We start from the raw sequence: 22,380 nt of genomic DNA on the forward strand, positions 1-22,380 counted from the left end.
GTAGGGCAGTAGGGCAGTAGGGCAGTAGGGCAGTAGGGCAGTAGGGCAGTAGGGCAGTAGGGCAGTAGGGCAGTAGGTAGAACTATTCAGGGGACAATTTGCGGACGAGGGGCCGCAAGAGCGTTCCCACGCTCTCGCTTCGGTTCATCAATGGTTCGGTTGCCTGATGGGAGGTGATTCCGACGCGCTGCGCGATCAGCAGATTGGTCTCCAACTCTTTGAGAGATCCCTGCAATTCTGAGAAACTGCTGATATGAAGCTCGGCTTTCTCGCCCATAACCCTCGGCAATGTTGGCGGGAACGGAGGTAGCTGCACGACGTACCTGAGCCGTCAGCCCGTAGCGCTCATCCTTTGGCCAGGCTCTGGTTGTTTCGTAGATCGAAACCGCCAGATCCATAGCTTGCTGCCAGACAATCAAATCTCTGTACGATTCAATCTTGGCCGCCATCCTTGCCCTACTGCCCTACTGCCCTACTGCCTTACTCCCCTATTCCCCTAAACATTCAGCAGAAGATACTCCCGCTCCCACGGGCTGATCACTTCCATGAAGGTCTCGAATTCCGCCCGCTTGATCGCCGCATAGGTGGCGGCGAAGGATTTGCCCAGCAGCGCGCAGAGTTCCTCGTCGCCCTCGAACAGGTCGACGGCTTCGAGCAGGCTGCGCGGCAGGTCGATCTCGTCCGCATTGGCGGTCGTCAGCACCGGCGGCTCGGCCTTGATCTTCCTGGTGATGCCGATCAGCCCGCAGGCAAGCGAAGCCGCCAGCGCCAGGTAGGGATTGGCATCGGAGGACGGGATGCGGTTTTCGACACGCCGCGCCGCCGGATCCGAACGCGGCACGCGGAACGCCGTGGTGCGGTTGTCATAGCCCCATTTGTTGTTGACCGGAGCCGAGGCCGCCTGCGTCAGCCGCCGGTAGGAATTGACATAGGGCGCGAACATCACCAGCGCGTTCGGCACGTGTTTCTGCATGCCGCCGATGAAATGGAAGAACGCCTCGGTCTCCGAGCCGTCCTCGGCCGAGAAGATGTTCTTGCCAGTCTTCTTGTCGATGATCGACTGGTGGATATGCATGGCAGAACCCGGCTGGCCCTGGATCGGCTTGGCCATGAAGGTGGCGTAGATCTCGTGCTTGAGCGCGGCTTCGCGGATGGTGCGCTTGAACATGAACACCTGGTCGGCGAGCTCGATCGGGTCGCCGTGGCGCAGATTGATCTCGAGCTGGCCGGCGCCCTCTTCATGGATGAGCGTGTCGATCTCGAGGCCCTGGCTTTCGGAGAAGTGGTAGATGTCGTCGATCAGTTCGTCGAACTCGTTGACGCCGGCGATCGAATAGCCGGCGCCGCCGCCGATTGCACGGCCCGAGCGACCGACGGGCGGGGTGAGCGGATAGTCCGGGTCCGGGTTCTTGCGCACCAGGTAGAACTCGATCTCGGGCGCCACCACCGGCCTCAGCCCGAGCTTGTCATAGGCGGCAAGCACGCGCTTCAACACATTGCGCGGCGTGAATTCGACCGAGCGGCCGTCCTGGTGAACGAGGTCGCAGATGACGGCGGCCGTCGGGTCTTCTTCCCAGGGCACGACTGTCAGCGTCGACAGGTCCGGCATCAGCTTGAGGTCGCCGTCGTCTTCCGGATAGTGGAAGCCGTTGCCGTCTTCGGGATAGCCGCCGGAAATCGTCGTCATGAAGACGGCCGAAGGCAGCGCCAGCGAGGTGTTGGAGGTGAATTTCTTCGACGGCATCATCTTGCCGCGCGCCACGCCCGCCTGATCAGGGGTGATGCATTCGATGTCCTCGATGCCGCGCCATTCCAGCCAGTCGCTGACTTCCTTCCAGTTCTTCACACCACGCAGGTTTTTCACGAAGGCAGGCGTACGCGCTCGTCCTCCGCGGCTCGACGGACGGACTTCCTTTTTTGCAGGCGGCATCATTCACCAGATTGGGTTGCGGATTTGCGAGTATAGCCGTGCCCCACTGTGTAAGGGAAGGGGAGGTGCCGCCGGCAGTCCTCGTTCCGGTTGAAAATCACGTCGGTCGGCCTAGGTTCGTACGGCTCCCAACCCGGAAGGCATCGATGCGAAACAACAACGAACTGACGACCATTGGCTTCGACGCCGACGACACGCTTTGGCAGAACGAACAGTTCTTCCGCATGACGGAGAAGCGTTTCGCCACCATGCTTGCCGATCATGGCGAGGAGAAACAGATTTCGGCGCGATTGCTCGAGGCCGAGCGGCGCAACCTTGCCGTCTATGGCTTCGGCATCAAGGGGTTCACCCTGTCGATGATCGAAACGGCGATCGAGGTCACCGACGGGCGTGTACCGGCTTCGGTCATAGCGGAGATCCTCGAGGCTGGCCGCGAGATGCTGAGCCACCCGATCGAGGTCTTGCCGCATGTGCGCGACACAGTGGAGAAACTTGCCGGCGCCTACCGCCTCGTGCTGATCACCAAGGGCGACCTCTTCGACCAGGAGCGCAAGCTGGCCGGGTCCGACCTCGGCGACCTGTTCGACGCGGTCGAGATCGTCAGCGACAAGAATGCCGCGACCTATTCCCGCCTTTTCAGTCGCCACGGTGACGGCCCCGCAAAGAGCATGATGGTCGGCAATTCGCTGAAGTCGGACGTGGTGCCGGCCATCGAGGCCGGCGGTTGGGGCGTTCATGTGCCGCACGAACTCACCTGGGTGCTCGAGCATGTCGAGGCGCCGCTCGCCGAGCCGCGGTTTCGCCAGATATCCAACCTCGGGCAATTGCCCGAACTGGTCCAAACCATCGCCAGAGGGAGTTGATCGCGCTCTGCACGTCGCCCAAAAGTAACCTCGGTTTGGGGAGAACGATATGCATGGAACAACGACCCGAAGCGCGCCAGGTGACGCGCTTAGCGGCTTATCAGGCGATCGATCACCGGTTGCAGCCGCTCGGGCGTGATCGGCTTGGCGACGACGACGTCAATCACGTTCGACAGGCCCAGGCTCTCCGGCGTACCGGTCTTGGTCGAAAGCAGGATCACGGGAGGAAACGATTTTCCCGAAGCCCGTCGCAATGTTTCGATGCCGGACATCAGGATGTCGCAGTCGTTGTTGTCCGCGCCGCCATCCAGCACGATCACGCCTGGCACGAGTGTCCGCAAGGTCTTCGCCGCCATGTCGGGCGATTCCGAGATTGGCTTGAGCCCGGATCGCTCGACGATCTTCGACACCACCACGCGATTGATCGGCGATTTCCCGACAACAAGCACTTGCGAGGGACTGCGTATCGTCTCGGTGCTTGAATCCTGGGTCACCAGATTCGGATGTTTTGCGGTCTCGCCCTCGTTTCTCACTGGGCACCCAAGTCGGCCAAGAAGCTCGCCCCTATTTCAATGCAGAGTTGAATCTGGGCGACAATTGGCGTGAGATAGCAGCCCATGTCAAGTTGAAATAAAAGCCTTCCGAAAACGCTCCTGCGATAGTGGAGTCAAGCAACAGTACTGTACTGCCCTGTCCACGGATTGGTTGCGTAAAAATAAAATTCACCTGCGCATACGCTGTGCAGGTGAAGGGCCGGTTGCAACGATTTCCGGTCAGCCATGGCTCTGTTGTGTGACGATCACCGGGATCAGAAGGTCGCCCCAATTGCCGTCGCCGCCATGGTGCCTCGCCGAGCGCACCAGCTCCACCGAGACGCCGGCCTCGACCGCCTTCATCACCGACTGGTTGAGCCTGTGCAGATCGTTGGCCAGCATGCGGATCGTCGCCTGCTGGTCGACGCTCATCGTGGTCGATTGTTCTTCTGCCCGTTCCTTGACGCGGCTTATCGATGCCATTGGTCTTCTCCTGTGTGTGAAGCCCTGTTGGGCGTTTCCTCGGTGTTTCTGATCCGCTATTCGGCGGCCGGCCTGAACTGTGCGTGCTCGGTCGATTCATGCATGGCGGTGGTCGACGACTTGCCGCCTGTGATTGCCATCGACACGGCGTCGAAATAGCCGGTGCCGACCTCGCGTTGGTGCTTGGTCGCGGTGTAGCCATTGGCTTCCGCCGCGAATTCGGCCTCCTGCAATTCGGAATAGGCCGCCATCTGCCGTTCCTTGTAACCACGCGCCAGTTCGAACATGCCGTAGTTGAGCTGGTGGAAGCCGGCGAGCGTGATGAACTGGAACTTGTAGCCCATGGCGCCGAGTTCCCTCTGGAACTTGGCGATCGTCGCGTCGTCGAGATTCTTCTTCCAGTTGAAGGAGGGCGAGCAATTGTAGGCGAGCAGCTTGCCCGGATGGTGCTTGCGCACGCCCTCGGCGAATTTTTTGGCCTGTGCGAGGTCCGGCTTCGAGGTCTCGCACCAGATCAGGTCCGCGTGGGGGGCGTAGGCGATGGCCCGCGCGATGCAGGGCTCGATGCCGTTCCTGACCTGGTAGAAGCCTTCCACCGTGCGTCCGGCATCGTAGTCGACGAAGGGCTGGTCGCGCTCGTCGATGTCGGATGTCAGAAGCTTCGCGGCTTCGGCGTCGGTGCGTGCCACGACCAGGGTCGGCGTGCCCATCACATCCGCTGCCAGGCGCGCGGCGTTGAGGTTGCGGATATGCGCGGCGGTCGGGATCAGCACCTTGCCGCCGAGATGGCCGCACTTCTTTTCCGACGCCAACTGGTCCTCGTAGTGAACGCCGGCGGCGCCCGCTTCGATGAACGCCTTCATGATCTCGAAGGCGTTGAGCGGCCCGCCGAAGCCGGCTTCGGCGTCGGCGACAATCGGCGCGAACCAGGTCTCGACCGAAAGCCCGTTGCCCTCGGAGGTCTCGATCTGGTCGGCGCGCTGCAGCGTCCGGTTGATGCGCTTGACCAGCTCCGGCGCGGCATTGGCCGGATAAAGCGACTGGTCGGGGTACATCGCCGAGGCGGTGTTGGCGTCGGCGGCGACCTGCCAGCCCGACAAATAGATCGCCTTCAGTCCGGCGCGCACCTGCTGCATAGCCTGATTGCCGGACATGGCGCCGAGCGCGTTGACGAAATCCTCCTCGTGGATGAGCTTCCACAGCCGGTTGGCACCCATTTCGGCGAGACTCTGACGGATCTGCACCGAGCCGCGCAGCCGCTTCACATCCTCTGGCGAATAGGGACGTTCGATGCCGTCGAAGCGGCCTTCCGGCGCCGAGGGAACGAGATTGTAAAAATCGGTCATGAGTCACTCCGAAGGATTGCTGGATTTTGTCCGCGCGCCAATCTTTTGGCGCATCGGGATGTGACTGAATTTACATTGCGGCGCAAAATCAGCCAGAAAAATCAGCCGATTCGGCCGAAGATTAGGGAAAACCTGTGTTGTGTTTGACAGAGGGTTGCTGTAAATTTGTCATAGTTGTAAAACTAACTGGCAATGGGATGCCGCGAATGTCGTGTAAATTCCTGTCAAGAGCAGTTGATGGCTGAGCAGAAGATTTTCGCCGGGCCGCGCATCCGCCGCATTCGCAACGCCAAGGGCCTGACCCAGACGGCGATGGCGGAAGGGCTCGGCATCTCGCCGTCCTACCTCAACCTGATCGAGCGCAACCAGCGGCCGCTGACGGTGCAGCTGATCCTGAAACTGGCCTCAGTCTACAAGGTCGACCCGCATGAGCTGCAGGGCGAGGCGAGGGGGTCGGTCGCGGCCTTGAAGGAAGTGTTCACCGATCCGCTGCTGGTTGGCGAATTGCCGGGAGACCAGGAGTTGATCGAACTTGCCGAGGCAGCGCCCAATGCGTCCGCGGCGGTGATAAAACTGTTTCGCGCCTATCGCGAGCAGGCCGAGCGACTGTCAGACCTCAATGAACTCCTGGCGCGCGAAGGGCGGGCGACCGCGCTATCCGGCGCTCGCCTGCCAATCGACGAGGTGCATGAGACCTTCGAGCGGCGGCCGAACCATTTTACGGCACTTGAGGAAGAGGCCGAGGCGTTCACCGCGGTGCTCGATCCCGGCGACGATCTGTTCGGTGCGTTGAAGGCATGGCTGAAGCGCGAATACGGCATCGTGGTCAAGGTGCTGCCGGTCGCCACCATGCCGAACTGGCGCCGTCGCTACGACCGCCATTCGCAGCGCCTGTTCCTGTCCGAGAGGCTGTCGCCGTTCGACCAGCTACGCGAAGTGGCGATGGAGGCCTGCCTGATCCGCATGACGGTCGCGGTCGCCGGCGAGATCCAGGCGCTCAAGCTGACCACCGACGAAGCCCGCCGCCTCGCCCGTTTCGAGCTCGGCCGCTATGCCGCGCACGCGCTGATGATGCCCTACCAGGCCTTTCATGCCGCCGCCATCCGTGCCCGCTACGACATCGATGTCCTGCGCTCGCGCTTCGGCGTCTCTTTCGAGCAGGCCGCGAACCGGCTGACCATGCTGCAGCGGCAGGGCGCACCGGGCGTGCCGTTCTTCATGCTGGAGGTCGACAATGCGGGGAACCGCTTTCGCAGGGCCGGCAGCCAGGGCTTTCCGCACAGCCGCTTTGGCGGCGGTTGCCCCAAGCTGCCCGTGCATGCCGCCTTCACCCAGCCGGGTCAGGTTTTCGTCGAAGCGGTGGAAATGCCTGACGGCGCCGAGTTCCTGTGCATCGCCCGCACGCTGGAAGGGCCGCAGGGCGCGTTCGCGGAGCGCCCACGCCGCACGGCGCTGCTGCTTGGTTGCGACATCGGCTTTCGCGACGACATCGTCTATGGCGCGGCGCTGCCCGGCGCCGTGGTCGGTGCAAGGGCTGGACAAGGCGCCGTCGCGGCGACGCCGGTCGGACCCGCCTGCCGGCTTTGCGAGCGCGTCGGCTGCCTGGCGCGGGCCGAACCGCCGGTGACGCGTCCGCTTGGCCTCGACGAGATGGTGACGGGCCTGAGCGCTTTCGACTTCCAGTAATGCGAGAACAAAGGTGCCACAATCGTCGCCGGTGTCTGGATCACCCGCGGCCTTAGTCTTTGCGTTACGCGAACAGAGCAGTTTTTTGTCGTCCCTTGCGCATCGTCCCGTCCACAAAAGCTCGACAGTCGCGCCCATGACAGACGCAGCATCATCGCCGGGCCTTGTTGCATCGACCTCCTCGCCGCGCGAGGAACGTGTCGGCATGCTTCTGGTCTTCCTGTCGGCGCTGATGTGGAGTTTCGGCGGCACCATCGCCCGCTTCATCACCGTTGGCGACAGCTGGACGGTTATTTTCTGGCGCTCCGTCTGGGCCGCCGCCTTCCTGCTCCTGTTCATGACCTGGCGTGACGGCTGGCGCGGCATGCTGAAATCGTTTCGTGACATGGGCCTGCCTGGCCTTGCCGTCGGCTTCTGTTTCGCCATCGCATCGACCGCCTTCGTCGTGGCGCTCGCCTACACCACCGTCGCCAATATCCTTTTGATGCAAGCCGGTGTGCCGCTTCTGGCGGCGCTGTTGGCCTGGGCCTTGTTTCGCGAACGGGTCAGTGCCGTGACTTGGGTGGCGATTGCCGCCGTCATTGCCGGCGTTGCCATCATGGTGTCGGAATCACTCAATGGCGCCGTCTCGCCCATAGGCGACGGGCTGGCGCTGCTGATCGCGTTCATGTTCTCGATCGCGACCGTCATCACAAGGCGGTTCGCCAGTGTGCGGATGACGCCGGCGACCTGTCTCGGCACGTTCCTGGCCGCGGGCTTTGCCGCCTCGCAGGCGTCGACCTTCACGGTTTCAGCCGGCGACATGGGTTTTCTCTTCGCTTTCGGCGTGGTCAATCTCGGCATCGGTCTCGCCTTCTTCGCAACTGGCGCGCGGCTGATCCCGGCCGCCGTCGCGGCACTGCTCGGCACCTTCGAGCCGATCCTTGGGCCGATATGGGTCTGGCTCATCCATTCCGAGGTGCCGTCCGGCCGCACCATCATCGGCGGCGCCGTGGTGGTCACGGCGCTGCTCGTCCATATCGGGCTCGAATTCAAGCGCCAGGCACGGCCGCGGCGGGCAGGGGTCACCGGAGTGCCGTCGCCGAATTGATGCGGGCCGCTGAAGCTTTGCCATTGACAATGTTGCTGCCGCCCGGGCAGGCTGGGTCCACAGCAACAACAAGACAGGCGTATCTTGCCAAGTCTCCCCGGCGGCCCGATCGAGACCGCTCCATATTTCTGTATTTCTGTCCGCGCGGCGGCGAAAGCTTCTGACGGCACCGCGATTCCTTCCAGCCTCGGACGATTGCGCGGCCGCGGCCGTCGCGCCAATCGGCGCTTGTTGTCCCCTGGAAAGCTCAAAAGTCTGAAACAAATGCCCGGTCGCGCACATGTCGCGACGAGCCGGCGATGGAACACTCACCAAAGGAGAATAGCATGATCCGCAAAGCGCTCTGGCTTTCGGCGACCTCGGTATTTCTGACATTGTTCACACCTGCCGGCCATGCGGAGGACCGTGTCGTCAACGTCTTTAACTGGTCGGATTACATCGACAGCTCCGTCATCGAGGACTTCACCAAGCAGACCGGCATCAAGGTCGTCTACGACACCTTCGATTCCAACGAGATCCTGGAAACGAAGCTGCTTGCCGGCGGTAGCGGCTACGACGTCGTCGTGCCCAGCGGCAATTTCCTTGCCCGCCAGATCCAGGCCGGCGTCTTCCAGAAGCTCGACAAGTCGAAGCTGCCGAACATCTCCAACATGTGGGACGTCATTTCGGAACGCACCGCCAAGTACGATCCCGGCAACGAATACTCGGTCAACTACATGTGGGGCACCGTCGGCATCGGCTATAACGTCAAGAAAGTGCAGGCCGCGCTCGGCACCGACAAGATCGACAGCTGGGATGTGTTCTTCAATCCCGAAAGTCTCGCCAAGTTGAAGGATTGCGGCGTCTATGTGCTGGATTCGCCGGCCGACATCATTCCGGCGGCGCTGAAATATGTCGGCCTCGACCCGAACAGCACCTCGCCCGACGATATCGCCAAGGCCGAGGAAGCCCTGATGAAGGTCCGCCCCTTTATCAGGAAATTCCACTCGTCCGAATATATCAACGCCTTGGCCAACGGCGACATCTGCCTGGCTATCGGCTTCTCTGGGGACGTCTTCCAGGCCCGCAACCGCGCCCAGGAGGCCAAGCAGGGTGTCGAGATCGGCTATTCCGTGCCGAAGGAAGGCGCCCAGATATGGTTCGACCAGATGGCGATCCCCGCTGATGCGCCGCATGTCGCCGAGGCGCATGAATTCATCAACTACATGATGAAGCCCGAAGTCATCGCCAAGTCTTCAAACTTCGTGCTCTACGCCAACGGCAACAAGGCTTCGCAGCAGTTCGTCGACAAGGCGATCCTGGACGATCCGTCAATCTATCCGGACGAAGCGACGGTGCAGAAGCTCTATACGGTCCAGCCGTACGATCCCAAGGCCCAGCGCGTCATCACGCGCACCTGGACCAAGATCGTCACCGGCCAATAATCATCTGAAGCGACCTCGGCGGACAGCTGCCGGGGTCGCGTTTTTTGGGGCACGAAGCAAGAAACAGAACGGAGTGGGGATATGAAATCGCTTGGCAGCATCCGCAGGGATTTCGCGCCATGGAACGACCCGAACGCCAAGCCATACATCCAGTTCGACAACGTCACCAAGAAGTTCGGTGACTTCACCGCCGTCAACAATCTGTCGCTGACCATCTTCGAGCGCGAGTTCTTCGCCCTGCTCGGCGCCTCGGGTTGCGGAAAGTCGACGCTGCTGCGGATGCTCGCCGGTTTCGAGGAACCGACGGCCGGCCGCATCCTGCTCGATGGCCAGGATCTGCGCGGCATCCCGCCCTATCGCCGGCCGGTCAACATGATGTTCCAGTCCTATGCGCTGTTCCCGCATATGACGGTGGAGAACAACATCGCCTTCGGCCTCAAGCAGGAAGGCATGCCCAAGCCCGATATCGAAAAGCGCGTCGCCGAGATGCTGAAGCTGGTCAAGCTCGAGCAGTTCGCCAAGCGCAAGCCGCACCAACTCTCCGGCGGCCAGCGCCAGCGCGTCGCTCTCGCCCGCTCGGTCGCCAAGCGGCCGAAGGTGCTGCTGCTCGACGAGCCGCTCGGCGCGCTCGACAAGAAGCTGCGCGAGGAGACCCAGTTCGAACTGATGGACCTGCAGCAGGAGCTTGGTCTCACCTTCGTCGTCGTCACCCACGACCAGGAAGAAGCGATGACCATGGCAGATCGCATCGCCATCATGGACAAGGGCGAGGTCATGCAGGTGGCGACGCCCGCGGAAGTCTACGAAGCCCCGGCCTCGCGCTTCGTCGCCCATTTCGTCGGCAATGTGAACATGTTCGAGGGCAAGGTCGCCGAGCGGTCGGCCAATACCACCCGCATAACCGGAGCGAGCGGAGCCCAGATCGTCGTCGAGAATGGCGGTGCCGTGGCCGCGCCCAATGCCGATATCGTCTTCGCCATCAGGCCGGAGAAGATCAAGGTCTCGTCGAAGAAGCCGGCCGATGCCGTCAACGCGATGGAAGGCGAGGTCTATGACGTTGCTTATCTCGGCGACATGACCGTCTACCACATCAGGCTTGACGATGGGCAGATCGTGCGGGCAAGCGCCTTGAACGCGGCGCGCGTGACCGAGGATCCGCTGACCTGGAACGATCGCGCCTGGGTGTCATTCCGGCCCGATGCCGGCGTCGTGCTGGCGCGGTAGGGGGCTGATATGTCCAACATCGCTGTCGCCGATGCCGCCGCGCCATCGACTGCCAAGCCTTTCCTGACGCGGCTGGGTGCCGGTTTCGTCAATCGGCTCGTCATCATCGTCCCCTACCTGTGGCTGCTGTTCTTCTTCCTCATCCCCTTCGTCATCGTCTTCAAGATTTCATTGTCGCAGACGGCGATCGCCATGCCGCCCTACACGCCGGTGCTCGACTTCAGCGACGGCGTCTCCGGCTTCTTCGCCGGGTTTCGCGACCTCAACTTCGACAACTATGTCTGGTTGACGCAGGACGCGCTCTATTTCAAGGCCTATGTGACGAGCGTCATCATTGCCGCGATCTCGACCGTGCTGACGCTGATCGTCGGCTACCCCATCGCCTATGGCATGTCACGCGCGCCGGCGACCATCCGCCCGACCTTGCTGATGCTGGTCATCCTGCCGTTCTGGACGTCGTTCCTGATCCGGGTCTATGCCTGGATCGGCATTCTGAAGCCCGAGGGCCTGCTCAATCAGCTGCTCTTGTCGCTGCACATCATCAACCAGCCGCTGGTCATCCTCAACACCTATACGGCGATCTTCATCGGCATCGTCTATTCCTACCTGCCCTTCATGGTGCTGCCGCTCTATTCGTCACTGGAAAAGATGGATTACTCGCTGATCGAGGCGGCCAAGGATCTGGGCTGCCCGCCGACCGCGGCTTTCTGGAAGATCACCTTCCCGCTGTCGCTGCCGGGCGTCATAGCCGGCTGCCTGTTGGTGTTCATCCCGGCCGTCGGCGAGTTCGTCATTCCCGACCTGCTCGGCGGATCGCAGACGCTGATGATCGGCAAGACGCTGTGGAACGAGTTCTTCGCCAACCGTGACTGGCCGGTCTCGTCGGCCGTCGCCGTCATCCTGCTTCTGCTGCTCACCGTGCCGATCATGCTTTTCCAGCAGGCACAGGCGCGTGCCCAGGAGCAGGGCAAATGAACGCCACCTGGAGCCGCTTCAACGTCACCTCGATCGTGCTTGGCTTTGCCTTCCTGTACCTGCCGATCGTGCTGCTCATCGTCTTCTCCTTCAACGAATCCAAGCTCGTCACCGTCTGGGGCGGCTTCTCGACCAAATGGTACGTGTCGCTGTTCCACAATCAGGGCTTGATGGACGCCACCTGGGTGACGGCGCGTGTCGGCGTCATTTCGGCCACCGTGGCGACCGTGCTGGGCACGTTGGCGGCGCTCACCCTGACGCGCTACACGCGGTTCCGGGGCAGGGTGCTGTTTTCCGGCATGGTCTTCGCACCGCTCGTCATGCCGGAAGTCATCACCGGCCTATCGCTGCTGCTGCTTTTCGTTGCCGTCGGCCTCGACCGCGGCTTCTTCACGGTGACGCTCGCCCACATCACGCTGACGATGTGCTTCGTGGCGGTCGTCGTGCAGTCGCGCCTGGTCTCCTTCGACCGGTCGCTGGAGGAGGCGGCGATGGATCTCGGCGCAACGCCGGCCAAGACCTTCTTCCAGATCACGCTGCCGGTCATCCTGCCGGCGATCGTATCCGGCTGGATGCTGGCCTTCACGCTGTCGCTCGACGATCTGGTCATCGCCTCCTTCACCTCGGGACCGGGCGCCACGACGCTGCCGATGAAGATCTACAGCCAGGTCCGTCTCGGCGTGACGCCGGAGATCAATGCCGCCTGCACCATCCTGATCGCCGTCGTCGCGGTCGGCGTCATCATCGCTTCGATCGCCAACAAGCGTCGTGAGGTGCAGCGCCAGCTCGACGAACAGGCGGCGCAACGCGGCTGAGCATGATCCCGAAAAGTGGAAGCCGGTTTTCGGACAAGATCATGCTCAACTGAACGGAAGCATGATCCCGAAAAGCATGCCCTCGGGCCTGACCCGAGGGTGAAGCCTGTTTGATGCCCAGCGAAACGTAAGCGCGCTTCTATTCGCCCGAAACGCCACGGCTTATCGGCGAAATGAACGGCGTGCTCCAGGTTCCGCCGACGAAGAAGGACGACTGGTTGGGGCCTTGCTGGCCGGTCTTCTGCGCCGCCGCCTGGTCCGGCTGGATAACGCCGCCGGACAGCGCCAGCCCGCGCCCCGCATAGGAGGCGATGCCGGAAAGCCAGATCTTGTATTTCGCCGAATTGGCCTCGGCCTTGTCCAGCCTCGCCACGCCGCGCGAAATGGTCGCTTTCACTTCGGCGCCGTCGATCGGCAGCGTGCCGTCCGAGACGTCGTCGAGCGCGAAGAAGCCGCCCTGTTCGGTATGCTTGAGAAAGGCCGGCAGGTTGAACTTGCTGAGTGCGCCGGGACCGAAGGTCGCCGAGACCGAGCCGTCGGCGTTTTCAAAGATCGAATCCCAGGTCCTGCCCGGTCCCTTGAGGATGACAGAAACGGTGCCTGTGCCGACCGGCACCAGCCGGGTCATGCCGGCCGCCGTGCCGAACGCGCCGCCATCGACATCGGACGCAAGCAGCCGGATCTCTACCTGTGTGCCCTCGGGCTTGCGGTCGAAACGAAGACTGGTCTGGATGTTGCCGCCAAAGGCCGAGGCGTCGGAGATATCGAAGACGGAAAGACCGTCCTTGACCTGGGCGGTGGCGGCGACATCGGCAAGCTGGATCGTGCCGGCCGTGGCGTGCGCCGCCGACAGCCTCAGATCCAGATTGACCCGGTCGGCGAAACTTGCCTCCACGTCACCTGGGCCGGTCCCGCTCGCTGGTCCGAGCGGGGTAAAGGCGGACAGAAACGATCTGAGGTCGAGCGTGTCGAAGGCGAGCGTGCCCGAGATCACGGGTTGGGCGTCGCCAAGCGACAGGTCGAGCGCGCCCATGCCCGGATTGTTGTCCAGCGTCAGCGCGGTGTTCTCGAACTTGACGCGTCCGGCCGACGCCGTGACCTTGCTCGAAATGCTGACCGAGCCGATCGCGGCACTTGGCGCGATACCGGCCTGCGACCATTCCAGCACACGGCGCAATGAGGGTGCCGCGAACTTCACCTGGCCGTCGAAATAGGCGTTGTCGGCCATGCTGGCCGTGCCGTCGAAGGAGAAGGTGGCGGGTGCTGCTTTGAAAGACAGAGTGAGCGGCGCCACACCGCCGGCAAACAGCACCAGCGGCTTCTGCGAGGCGGCGTCGAGGGCGACGCTTTCGCCGCGCCAGATCCCGGTTGCCGACAGTGTCGCATTGCTGTTCATCGCCGCCCAGGTCGCCTGGCCGCTAAGGCTGCTCAGGATCTCCACGTCCTTGCCGTTGACGGAAGCCACCATGCGGCCGTCCCTGAATTCAACCGTGCCGAAGGCATCTGTCGGCAGTTTGTCCAGGTTGGGTTTGGCGGGGTCGGCACTGACCACGCCGCGTGCCGTGTCGATGGAGCGCGCGATGCGCCCACCGGTCGGCGCGGTGGGCAGGAACAGGCCGTCCGCGGTCCGCTGGACCCGGATCGTCGGCCGCACCAGCCGCGCCGTGGAAAACACCACATCGCCCTGCAACGCCGCCATCGCCGATAGGTCGATTTCGACGCGTTCGGCTTCGACGACCGGCGGCGCGTCGGCGTCCGTCCATTTCGAAAGCGTGACATCGGTCAGGATCGCCCGGAATTTCGGCCAGACCTCGATGCGCGGCGAGCCTTCGATGGCGACCCGGAAGCCGCTCCAGGCGCTCATTTCCCAGGCGATGCGATCGCGCACGATGCGCGTCGAGGCGATCAGCGGCAGGGCAGCGACCACCAGAGCGATGACGATCACGGCAGCGCCGATCGCCCATACTCCGCGGCGGATCAAGGATGATGGCATCTCGCCCTATATGCTTCCGTTCCGATTAATCGCCTGACGTAAAACCCCAGTCGTCACTACGACTTAGGACTGAGGCATTTCAAGTCTTTATGGCCCGGCGATGGCATTTGCGCACACCTGAGCGCTTCGGCCCAACAAAATCTTGCTCTGCTGCGCTGCAATATGCATAAGCGATGGCGACCTTGGGAGGATCGATCATGGCTGCCGAAGTACCGCTCTGGACCCCGACGCAAGACCGGATCGACGCTTCGCCATTAACTGCTTTCCTGAAGGCGGCGGAGGCGGAAGCCGGCGCCACATTCGCGTCCTACGGCGACCTTCACCGCTGGTCGGTCGAGGATCGCGAAGGGTTCTGGAGCCTGGTCTGGGACTTTTCCGGCATTGTCGGTGAAAAGGGCGAGCGCCTGCTGGCCGATGGCGACAGGATGCCCGGTGCCTCCTTCTTTCCCGACGCGACGTTGAATTTCGCCGAGAACCTGTTGAAGAAAACCGGCGCGGGCGAGGCGATCGTCTTTCGCGGCGAGGACAAGGTGGAGCGGCGGCTGTCCTGGAACCAGCTGCATGGCCTGGTCTCGCGCCTGCAGCAGCTTTTCCTGTCGCTCAAGGTCAAGAAGGGCGACCGCATCGCGGCGATGATGCCCAACATGCCCGAGACCGTCGCCGCCATGCTGGCCGCCGCCTCGATCGGCGCGGTGTGGTCGTCCTGCTCCCCCGATTTCGGCGAACAGGGCGTGCTCGACCGGTTCGGACAGATCGAGCCCGTTATCTTCATCGCGCCCGACGGCTATTGGTACAATGGCAAGGCGATCGAGGTCGCCGACAAGGTCGCCGCGGTCGCGGCCAAGCTCGGCAGTGTCCGCAAGGTGCTGCTTGTCGATTATCTCGGCACTTCGGCCGATGTGGCGGCAACCATCGACAAGGCGGTGGCGATGGAAGAGGCGCTGTCGCCCTTCGCCGCCAAGCCAGTCATCTTCGAGCCTCTGCCGTTTTCGCATCCGCTCTACATCCTGTTTTCATCAGGAACCACCGGCATCCCCAAATGCATCGTCCACTCGGCCGGCGGGACGCTGATCCAGCATGTCAAGGAACATCGGCTGCATGCCGGTCTTGTCGACGGCGACCGCTTCTTCTACTTCACCACTTGCGGCTGGATGATGTGGAACTGGCTGGTGTCGGGCCTGGCTTCCGGGGCGACGCTGCTGCTCTATGACGGCTCGCCCTTCTACCCCGACGGCAATGTGCTGTTCAACTTCGCCGATGCCGAGAAGATGACCTTCTTCGGAACCTCGGCCAAGTTCATCGATTCCGTGCGCAAGGCCGGCCTCAAGCCGATCCGCAGCCATGACCTGTCGACAGTGCGGGCGATCTCCTCCACCGGTTCGCCGCTGTCGCCCGAGGATTTCCGCTTCGTCTATGACGGCATCAAGAAGGACGTGCATCTCGCCTCGGTTTCCGGGGGCACCGACATCGTCTCCTGCTTCGTGCTCGGCGTGCCGACGCAAGCTGTCTGGACCGGCGAGATCCAGGGACCTGGCCTTGGCCTGGCCGTCGATGTCTGGGACGACGACGGCAAGCCGATCCGGCAGGAGAAGGGCGAACTGGTCTGCACCAAGGCGTTTCCGTCGATGCCGATCGGCTTCTGGAACGACCCCGACGGCAAGAAATACCAGGCTGCCTATTTCGAGCGTTTCGACAATGTCTGGTGCCATGGCGATTTCGCTGAATGGACGGCGCATGGCGGCATGATCATCCATGGCCGCTCGGATGCCACGCTCAATCCGGGCGGGGTGCGCATCGGCACGGCGGAGATCTACAACCAGGTCGAACAGATGCCGGAAATCCTCGAAGCGCTGTGCATCGGCCAGGATTTCGACAATGACGTGCGTGTCGTGCTGTTCGTGCGGCTGGCCGCGGGCGCCGAACTGGACGAGGATCTGGAGAAACGCATCCGCGCCAAGATCCGCAGCGGGGCGAGCCCGCGTCACGTACCGGCCAGGATCGTCGCCGTCACCGACATCCCGCGCACCAAGTCGGGCAAGATCACCGAACTCGCCGTGCGCGACGTCGTGCATGGCCGCGCCATCAAGAACAAGGAAGCGCTCGCCAACCCGGAAGCGCTGGAGCTGTTCAGGAACCTGCCGCAGCTTGCCGAATGATCCCGACCGGCATGGTTAACGAAACATGTCGCGGGAATTTACCTAGATTTCACGAGTGGTACACATTCGTAAATTTTTCGGCGAGCCGGTAAGGACTTGTTAAGGCCCGGCCCCGATAGTCGCATGTAACTTGAGGGAGAAATCCCGTTCCTCAGCCCCCGGAGGATCTGAATTCGCTCAAGCCCCCGTTGTGACAGCAATCCCATCTCTTAAGGCGTCCTCCAGGGCGCCTTTTCTTTTGGGCTTGTTAGAGCGGTTCGCCATTTCACGGAAACGGCGAACCGCTCTAACTCATTGTTTTGACGCAATTCCCAAGGGAAAAGCGCTACGCGCTTCTCCCGGGAAAACCGCTCACACTTTTCTTGGAATTGCTCTACTCCGCCAGCACCCGGGTCGAGGGGAAAGCCACTTCCACCAGCGTGCCTTCGCCGGGCGTCGAATTGATGGTGAAGCGGGCGCGGTTTGCTTCCACCATCGCCTTGGTCAACGGCAGGCCAAGGCCGGTGCCGTCGCCGCGGCCGCGCTTCAGCGCGTTGATCTGCTTGAACGGCTTGAGCGCCTGTTCGATCTCGGCCTGGCTCATGCCGATGCCGGTGTCGCGCACCCGCATGACGACGTCGCCTGAAGTCTCATAGGCGGTCGAGACGATCACCTGGCCGCCGGCCTGGGTGTAGCGGATGGCGTTGGACAGGATGTTGAGCGCGATCTGGCGCACGCTGCGCAAATCGGCCACCACCTCCGGCAGCCGCGAGGCGAAGCTGGAGCGGATGATGACGCGTTCGCGATTGGCCTGCGGCTGCATCATCGCCACGGTCTCGGCCAGCGTGTCGTTGAGCGAGACCGCCTCATAGGCCATTTCCTGCTGGCCGGCCTCGATCTTCGAGATGTCGAGCAGGTCGTTGACCAGGTCGAGAACATGGTTGCCCGAGCGATTGATGTCGCGCAGATAGTCGCGGTAGCGGTCATTGGCGACCGGCCCGAACTTCTCGTCGACCATCAATTCGGAAAAGCCGATGATCGCATTGAGCGGCGTGCGGATCTCGTGGCTGATGCGGGCAAGGAAATCGGTCTTCTGCGAGGATGCCCGTTCGGCCACCGCGCGCGCCTGGGTGAGATCTTCCTCGGCTCGCTTCCATTGCGTGATGTCGCGCACGACGGCACAAAAGCCGCTGTCATTGGGCAGCCGGCCGATTGTCATGAACAGCGGGATGAAGCGCCCTTGCGCCTCGCGCCCGATCACCTCGCGGCCGTCATTCATGACGCTCGCCACGCCGGGTTCGGAAAGCCCGGCGAGATAGTCGCGCGCCGCGCGCTGGCTTTCGATGGCAAACAGCGAGGCGAAGGGCTTGCCGGTCACCTCGTCACTGTCGAAACCGAACAGCGCTTCGGCCGGACGGCTGATCGAGCGGATGGTGCCGTCGCTGCCGATCAGCACGACGCCGTCGGTGGCGGTGTCGATGATGGTGCGCATCTCGGCGATGCGGGCCTTGAGCTCGGAAATGTCGGGTTGCGTCGGCTCTTCGCCGACCAAGTGCAGCGCTGCGGGCGCGTCATCATCACCGGAACGGCGCACGACCAGCATCAGCGCCTTGCCGTCACGCCAGGGAACGGAGCGCAGGATGGCGTCGATCGGGAACTCCTGGCCATCGCGTGTCTTCAGCCGCAACGCCTGGTCGCTGCCTTCGGAGGCGCCGTCATCGGCATAGGGATCGGCAAACAGTGCACCGAGGCCACCGGCATCCTCGAGGTCATCGAGCGTGTCGTAACCGGTCAGGTCGAGGAACTCCTCGTTGGCATAATGCAACTGATCGCCCGAATGGATGAGCAGCGGCACCGGCAGCTTGCCGAGCAGCGAAGTGTCTGGAGTCTTGCTTTCGTCACCGACGGAAAAGGCCGACGGCACGATCCCTTCGGTCTTGAGCGGTGGCACTTTCAGGCGCGGCCGTTCGGCCGGGCTCCCGACGGCGTTGGCCGCTTTGGCGGTTTCGCCGCTGAATGTTGCGGCCTGCTCATCGGCGGCAGCGGTTTTCGCGCCGTCGACCCAGTCCTCACTGTCCTCGGCATCGCGAAAATCGGCTGACGTCATGCTGTCATCGTCGTCGGTCCCGACATGTCCGGCCTCTGCAACTGCCGGTTCATCGTCGATTGCGGCGGGCTCGGCACTTTCCGATTCTGTGGGGACCGGTTCAGAGGCCGTAGGCTCGTCATTGTCCGCGACGGGGCTCGCCTCGGCATAGCTGAGCAGCGAGCCTGTCGCGCCGGCCGGCGTGTCACTATCCTCCTGGCGAACCACGTCGTCGGGATGAGCGCCGTCGAGCCGTGCGAGATCCGCCTCGTCCTCGGCGTCGGTCTCGGATGGCTCGGCCGGTACCGCGTCGCTCTCCGGTTCCGCCACCGGGATTTCGCCGGTCTCGGCCGGCGCCTGATCCGGGGCGGCGTCTGGCGTCGACGCAACATCGGAGACCGCCTCGATCGGAGTTTCCGTCTTGGCGGCCGGGGCCTCCACGGCTGTTTCAGCCGCTGGCTCAGCCGGTGTGCCGGGCTCCGGTTTCGGCGGGCTTTCGATGCCGGGCTTGTCGGCTTCCGGCGGCTCGGCCGGCGCACTGTCCTTCTTCAGCCGCTCGCCGATCTCACGGAAGGCGCTGCGTTCCAGCGTCGACAGCCCCTTGTCGTTGGCCGGCTGCCGGTGTTCGGCCAGGCGGATGACCTTGTCGGCAAAGCGCCGTTCCTGTTTCGGCACGATGGTCAGCGCGGGCACCTCGCCCTTGAACGGGTCCGCTGCATCTGGTTCCTCGGCCTTCGACTCGTCCGCCTTCGGCTCTTCAGCGGGAGGTTCGACGGCTTCCGGTTCCGGCGTAGCCGGCTGCTCGCCATTGGGCACCAGGGCCATGCCGATGGCTTCCGGATCGACGATCGCATCGCCGGTCCGGGCAACGCCGAAGCCGCGAAAACCTTCGAAGGCGCGGCTGCGGCCATAGACAGGCAAAGCCGCCAGGTCGACGGGGATCTTCAGGTCGGTGCCGACGACAGGCCACAGCACGGAGCGGCCGGACCATGTATCGCGCCGCTCCAGCAGGCCGGCGATCTCGCCGGATGCGTCAAGGCCGAAGGCCGCTGCGACATCCCTGAAGCGCCGGCCAATCACGTCGGCCGCCGGCTTGCCGACAATGTCGGCGAATTCCGGCGACAGTGCGCTGAACTTGCCTTCGGCGTCGGTGCGCCAGACGAAGCGCAGCGGCGCTGCCGAGCGGTCTATTGTCCGAACTGGGGGCATGGTCTGGGCTGCCGGGGAGGCGGGCTTGCTCTCCTTCGCGCTGTCCACGGGAGCCTCGGCGCCGGTCGCTTGGACCGCATTATTCGCTTCTGGCGCGGCAGGTGCGGGTCGCGCGTCATCCTCGCCGACATTGAAGTACCAGTGATCGTGCTGTGGCGGCGTGCCGCCCGCTGTCGGCTGATCGTTGTCGGCGGCAACCGGTGTTGGCCCGGTCGGCTCCGAAATCTCTTGCGTTGCCCGTTCCGGCCGATCTTCAGCGGCCGGCTTGGAAGGGGCGGGCTCGGGCTCGATCTCGGCAGTGCCAGTTGACCGTTCGACGGCCTCCGCCTGCGAAACATCCGCCGTCGGTTGATTGTCCTGATGAGGATCGGGTTGTGCGGCGGTGCTTTCCGTTACCTTATTGGCGGCTTCTGCCGAAGCCTCTGAGATAGACGCATTGTCCTCGAGCTGATCCTCATCGATCACAACCAGGAGATGCCGCTCCGGCGTCAGCCGCGCGAGCCCGGCGGGGTAGGAGGTGTTGCCGCCCGGAACGAGGCGCTTGACGATGCGTTCGCCCTCGGCGGCCACATCGGCGACCAGGGCGGCCAGCGTCGCGGGCTGAATGCCGAGCTTCGAAAAGCCGTCCGACGCGGCCTCGACATTGCCCCCGGCGTCGATGAAGGCGATGAAATGGCCGTCTTCGGTGAAGCCGCTGATCGCCCGGTTGGCGATTTCGGCGGCTCCGCGCGAGCCTGTCTGCGCCGCCGGCACCGCCAGCATGATCGCCTTCTCGCCGTCGGGCAGCGTCACGGCACTTGCCTGGAAGCCGACGGTCCTGCTGGTCATGCCGGTCGCCAACCTGACGGTGATGCCGCGATCGCTGCCGATCTCGGGAAAGCCGCTGGTCGCCATGATCTGGCGGCGGGCGATCAGCGGCAGCTGTGCCGAGGCCCCGATGATCGCCTCGATGTCGGGATAGCCGAACACGGCGGCGCCCGGCCCATTGGCCCAGATTACCTGCTCCAGATCCACCGACAGGATCGCGATCGCGTCGCCGGCGGCAAAACGCTGGCGCACCGCGTCGAGCACGGCCACGTCGAGGAAGGAATATTCGGACGGCATGCGCTTGGCGAACCCTCACGGAGCGGCGAAATTTGCAGTTAACGCTTTGTTAATAAAAGCCGCAGCTGCGAAGGTCCACAAGCCAGAACGTGCAAAGGCTGGTTTCTGGGCTTTTGGTTAACGGCCGGAAAGAAATTTATGGTGCACTGCAACAAAGATATTGCAATGCACAAAATTTGCCTTTATATTGCCATCATAACTGAACGAGACGGCTTTCCGTCAAAGCCGCTGCCGCTGAAAAGGATGGAAAATGTCCAGGACCAAAACTGCCGAGACGATCGAAAACGTTGAATTCCCGAGCTTCGACGCTTCCAAGGCCACCGACCAGATCCGCGCCTTCGCCGAAAAGGGCGTTGAGCAGTCGAAAGAGGCCTATGCCAAGCTCAAGACCGGCGCCGAGGAGACCCAGAAGGCTCTGGAGTCGACCTACGAGACCGCCAAGACTGTTTCCAGCGACCTGTCGCTCAAGACCATCGCGGCGCTGCGCGCCAACGCCGAAGCCGGCTTCTCGCATCTCGAAGCCCTGATCGGCGCCAAGTCGCTGTCGGAAGTCGTCGAGTTGCAGACCGCCTTCCTGCGCAAGCGCGTCGAGTTGACGGTCGAGCAGGCCAAGGACTTCCAGGCTGTTGCCTCCAAGGCGGCGGAAGACGTCTCCAAGCCGATCAAGACCGCCTTCGAGAAGGCGATCAAGGACATCAAGGCTGCCTAATATTTGCGCATGATCTGAGGATGCAACAAAAGGTCGCATTTTCTTAAAAACGATCAGGCGTATGATGGTAGCCATCAAGAAATACCCGGCGAGTGGAACCTCCTCCCTCTGCTCCCCGGGGTGACCAGCCAGCTCCTCCTCCCGCTGGCTCGTAACAGGAAAAGGCCGGCACCTCCTCCCGCCGGCCTTTTTCTTTGCCCTGCGAAACCGCCGCCGTTGCGGCACATGTGGGGAAGTGGTCTTTGCTTCGCAAAAGCCTTGAATTAAAATCCATAAGCCCGTATGGACGCATCGCCGAACGACAGAGCGGATCGCTTAGGACGAGTTCCCGAAGAGATTCTGCTCAGGCAAATGTGCCGTTGTAGCTCAGCTGGTTAGAGCGCCGGATTGTGGATCCGGAGGTCGCTGGTTCGATCCCAGCCAACGGTACCAAAATTTTCACAACGAAATCAAATGCTTGACAAGTAGGGTAGGGCGCTTAGCAGCGTTCCATGTCGCGTGCATGTTGCAAACCGGTACGCTTGAATTACAATGGTTTGCGCAAGATGACGGCAACTCCACGCGACATGAACGCGACACGGAGGGCACTCGTGGAACGGCTTTTCGACGATCTGATTGACGTGATCCAGTCGCGACCTGAGCAGCGTTGGCGCTCCGTCGACATTACAGCGTGGGCGATTCGCCTGGCCGGAAACCTTGCGACAGGCGTCGCGATCGGCATAGGGATCGCGGCTGGAAGGGTTCTCGCGGGCTGAAGCCCGCCGCCTCGCGACGG

At 62.8% G+C, this 22,380-nt stretch carries 16 protein-coding genes, 1 tRNA gene and 1 pseudogene; 11 read left to right on the forward strand and 7 right to left on the reverse strand.

From position 1 onward, the window contains the following. Positions 1–82: 82 nt before the first annotated feature. Together D3242_RS25735 and D3242_RS25740 are read right to left on the reverse strand one after the other, a co-directional pair. Positions 83–449 (reverse strand): annotated as a pseudogene (locus D3242_RS25735) (four helix bundle protein). Between the two features lie 47 nt (positions 450–496). Beyond that, complete coding sequence (locus D3242_RS25740; RefSeq protein ID WP_019860333.1) at positions 497–1,933, reverse strand: glutamine synthetase family protein; 1,437 nt, start codon at positions 1,931–1,933, stop codon at positions 497–499. A gap of 143 nt (positions 1,934–2,076) precedes the next feature. Here D3242_RS25740 and D3242_RS25745 point away from each other — a divergent pair, with 143 nt between their 5' ends. Continuing rightward, complete coding sequence (locus D3242_RS25745; RefSeq protein WP_064986139.1) at positions 2,077–2,793, forward strand: HAD family hydrolase; 717 nt, start codon at positions 2,077–2,079, stop codon at positions 2,791–2,793. Between the two features lie 89 nt (positions 2,794–2,882). Here the strand turns inward: D3242_RS25745 and D3242_RS25750 are convergent, their stop codons facing one another. From D3242_RS25750 to aceA, 3 genes are all read right to left on the reverse strand, one after another. Then, complete coding sequence (locus D3242_RS25750; RefSeq protein ID WP_019860331.1) at positions 2,883–3,326, reverse strand: ANTAR domain-containing protein; 444 nt, start codon at positions 3,324–3,326, stop codon at positions 2,883–2,885. Positions 3,327–3,566: 240 nt separating this feature from the next. Beyond that, positions 3,567–3,809, reverse strand: a complete 243-nt coding sequence (locus D3242_RS25755; RefSeq protein WP_006202762.1) for an SMc00767 family acetate metabolism repressor — start codon at positions 3,807–3,809, stop codon at positions 3,567–3,569. 56 nt (positions 3,810–3,865) lie between these two features. Beyond that, entirely contained in the window at positions 3,866–5,155 is a 1,290-nt protein-coding gene (gene aceA, locus D3242_RS25760; protein ID WP_038644640.1) for an isocitrate lyase, read from the reverse strand. Between the two features lie 237 nt (positions 5,156–5,392). Here aceA and D3242_RS25765 point away from each other — a divergent pair, with 237 nt between their 5' ends. The 6 genes from D3242_RS25765 to D3242_RS25790 all read left to right on the forward strand — a co-directional run bounded on the left by D3242_RS25765 (position 5,393) and on the right by D3242_RS25790 (position 12,369). After that, positions 5,393–6,841: a helix-turn-helix domain-containing protein gene (locus D3242_RS25765; protein WP_027047235.1), complete on the forward strand. Its 1,449-nt coding sequence runs from the start codon at positions 5,393–5,395 to the stop codon at positions 6,839–6,841. A 136-nt stretch (positions 6,842–6,977) separates the two neighbouring features. After that, the gene (locus D3242_RS25770) at positions 6,978–7,931 is read left to right on the forward strand and encodes a DMT family transporter (protein ID WP_019860327.1); all 954 of its coding nucleotides are present in this window, start codon (positions 6,978–6,980) and stop codon (positions 7,929–7,931) included. 326 nt (positions 7,932–8,257) lie between these two features. Next, positions 8,258–9,355: a polyamine ABC transporter substrate-binding protein gene (locus D3242_RS25775; protein WP_019860326.1), complete on the forward strand. Its 1,098-nt coding sequence runs from the start codon at positions 8,258–8,260 to the stop codon at positions 9,353–9,355. 81 nt (positions 9,356–9,436) lie between these two features. Next, on the forward strand, positions 9,437–10,579 hold the full coding sequence (locus tag D3242_RS25780) for an ABC transporter ATP-binding protein (protein ID WP_019860325.1): 1,143 nt from the start codon (positions 9,437–9,439) through the stop codon (positions 10,577–10,579). 9 nt (positions 10,580–10,588) lie between these two features. Then, a complete protein-coding gene (locus D3242_RS25785) occupies positions 10,589–11,554 on the forward strand; it encodes an ABC transporter permease subunit (protein ID WP_019860324.1) in 966 nt (321 codons plus the stop codon). Then, positions 11,551–12,369 carry an ABC transporter permease gene (locus D3242_RS25790; RefSeq protein WP_019860323.1) on the forward strand — a complete coding sequence of 273 codons (819 nt, stop codon included), beginning with the start codon at positions 11,551–11,553 and terminating at the stop codon, positions 12,367–12,369. The genes D3242_RS25785 and D3242_RS25790 overlap by 4 nt, the downstream gene beginning before the upstream one ends. A gap of 139 nt (positions 12,370–12,508) precedes the next feature. Here D3242_RS25790 and D3242_RS25795 read toward each other — a convergent pair whose 3' ends face one another. Beyond that, a complete protein-coding gene (locus tag D3242_RS25795) occupies positions 12,509–14,362 on the reverse strand; it encodes an AsmA family protein (RefSeq protein ID WP_064986141.1) in 1,854 nt (617 codons plus the stop codon). 197 nt (positions 14,363–14,559) lie between these two features. Here D3242_RS25795 and D3242_RS25800 point away from each other — a divergent pair, with 197 nt between their 5' ends. Then, positions 14,560–16,518 (forward strand): acetoacetate--CoA ligase, encoded by a 1,959-nt coding sequence (locus tag D3242_RS25800; RefSeq protein ID WP_064986476.1) that lies wholly within the window; start codon positions 14,560–14,562, stop codon positions 16,516–16,518. A 373-nt stretch (positions 16,519–16,891) separates the two neighbouring features. On the opposite strand, the gene D3242_RS25805 is transcribed toward D3242_RS25800, so the two are convergent. Beyond that, on the reverse strand, positions 16,892–20,896 hold the full coding sequence (locus tag D3242_RS25805; protein WP_064986143.1) for a PAS domain S-box protein: 4,005 nt from the start codon (positions 20,894–20,896) through the stop codon (positions 16,892–16,894). 250 nt (positions 20,897–21,146) lie between these two features. Here D3242_RS25805 and D3242_RS25810 point away from each other — a divergent pair, with 250 nt between their 5' ends. From D3242_RS25810 to D3242_RS33645, 3 genes are all read left to right on the forward strand, one after another. Next, positions 21,147–21,605 carry a phasin gene (locus D3242_RS25810; protein WP_019860319.1) on the forward strand — a complete coding sequence of 153 codons (459 nt, stop codon included), beginning with the start codon at positions 21,147–21,149 and terminating at the stop codon, positions 21,603–21,605. A 355-nt stretch (positions 21,606–21,960) separates the two neighbouring features. Further along, positions 21,961–22,037, forward strand: a tRNA-His gene (locus D3242_RS25815). A 158-nt stretch (positions 22,038–22,195) separates the two neighbouring features. Beyond that, a complete protein-coding gene (locus D3242_RS33645; protein ID WP_155772712.1) occupies positions 22,196–22,360 on the forward strand; it encodes a hypothetical protein in 165 nt (54 codons plus the stop codon). Positions 22,361–22,380 lie beyond the last annotated feature (20 nt).

This window comes from Mesorhizobium jarvisii, assembly GCF_003601985.1.
Classification (GTDB): Bacteria; Pseudomonadota; Alphaproteobacteria; order Rhizobiales; family Rhizobiaceae; genus Mesorhizobium; species Mesorhizobium jarvisii.

What these genes read in the sequence shown, in the direction of transcription:
- D3242_RS25740 (WP_019860333.1), bottom strand. Translation starts at nt 1,933, where the DNA reads ATGATGCCGCCTGCAAAAAAGGAAGTCCGTCCGTCGAGCCGCGGAGGA.
- D3242_RS25745 (WP_064986139.1), top strand. Translation starts at nt 2,077, where the DNA reads ATGCGAAACAACAACGAACTGACGACCATTGGCTTCGACGCCGACGAC.
- D3242_RS25755 (WP_006202762.1), bottom strand. Translation starts at nt 3,809, where the DNA reads ATGGCATCGATAAGCCGCGTCAAGGAACGGGCAGAAGAACAATCGACC.
- aceA (WP_038644640.1), bottom strand. Translation starts at nt 5,155, where the DNA reads ATGACCGATTTTTACAATCTCGTTCCCTCGGCGCCGGAAGGCCGCTTC.
- D3242_RS25765 (WP_027047235.1), top strand. Translation starts at nt 5,393, where the DNA reads ATGGCTGAGCAGAAGATTTTCGCCGGGCCGCGCATCCGCCGCATTCGC.
- D3242_RS25770 (WP_019860327.1), top strand. Translation starts at nt 6,978, where the DNA reads ATGACAGACGCAGCATCATCGCCGGGCCTTGTTGCATCGACCTCCTCG.
- D3242_RS25775 (WP_019860326.1), top strand. Translation starts at nt 8,258, where the DNA reads ATGATCCGCAAAGCGCTCTGGCTTTCGGCGACCTCGGTATTTCTGACA.
- D3242_RS25780 (WP_019860325.1), top strand. Translation starts at nt 9,437, where the DNA reads ATGAAATCGCTTGGCAGCATCCGCAGGGATTTCGCGCCATGGAACGAC.
- D3242_RS25785 (WP_019860324.1), top strand. Translation starts at nt 10,589, where the DNA reads ATGTCCAACATCGCTGTCGCCGATGCCGCCGCGCCATCGACTGCCAAG.
- D3242_RS25790 (WP_019860323.1), top strand. Translation starts at nt 11,551, where the DNA reads ATGAACGCCACCTGGAGCCGCTTCAACGTCACCTCGATCGTGCTTGGC.
- D3242_RS25795 (WP_064986141.1), bottom strand. Translation starts at nt 14,362, where the DNA reads ATGCCATCATCCTTGATCCGCCGCGGAGTATGGGCGATCGGCGCTGCC.
- D3242_RS25800 (WP_064986476.1), top strand. Translation starts at nt 14,560, where the DNA reads ATGGCTGCCGAAGTACCGCTCTGGACCCCGACGCAAGACCGGATCGAC.
- D3242_RS25805 (WP_064986143.1), bottom strand. Translation starts at nt 20,896, where the DNA reads ATGCCGTCCGAATATTCCTTCCTCGACGTGGCCGTGCTCGACGCGGTG.
- D3242_RS25810 (WP_019860319.1), top strand. Translation starts at nt 21,147, where the DNA reads ATGTCCAGGACCAAAACTGCCGAGACGATCGAAAACGTTGAATTCCCG.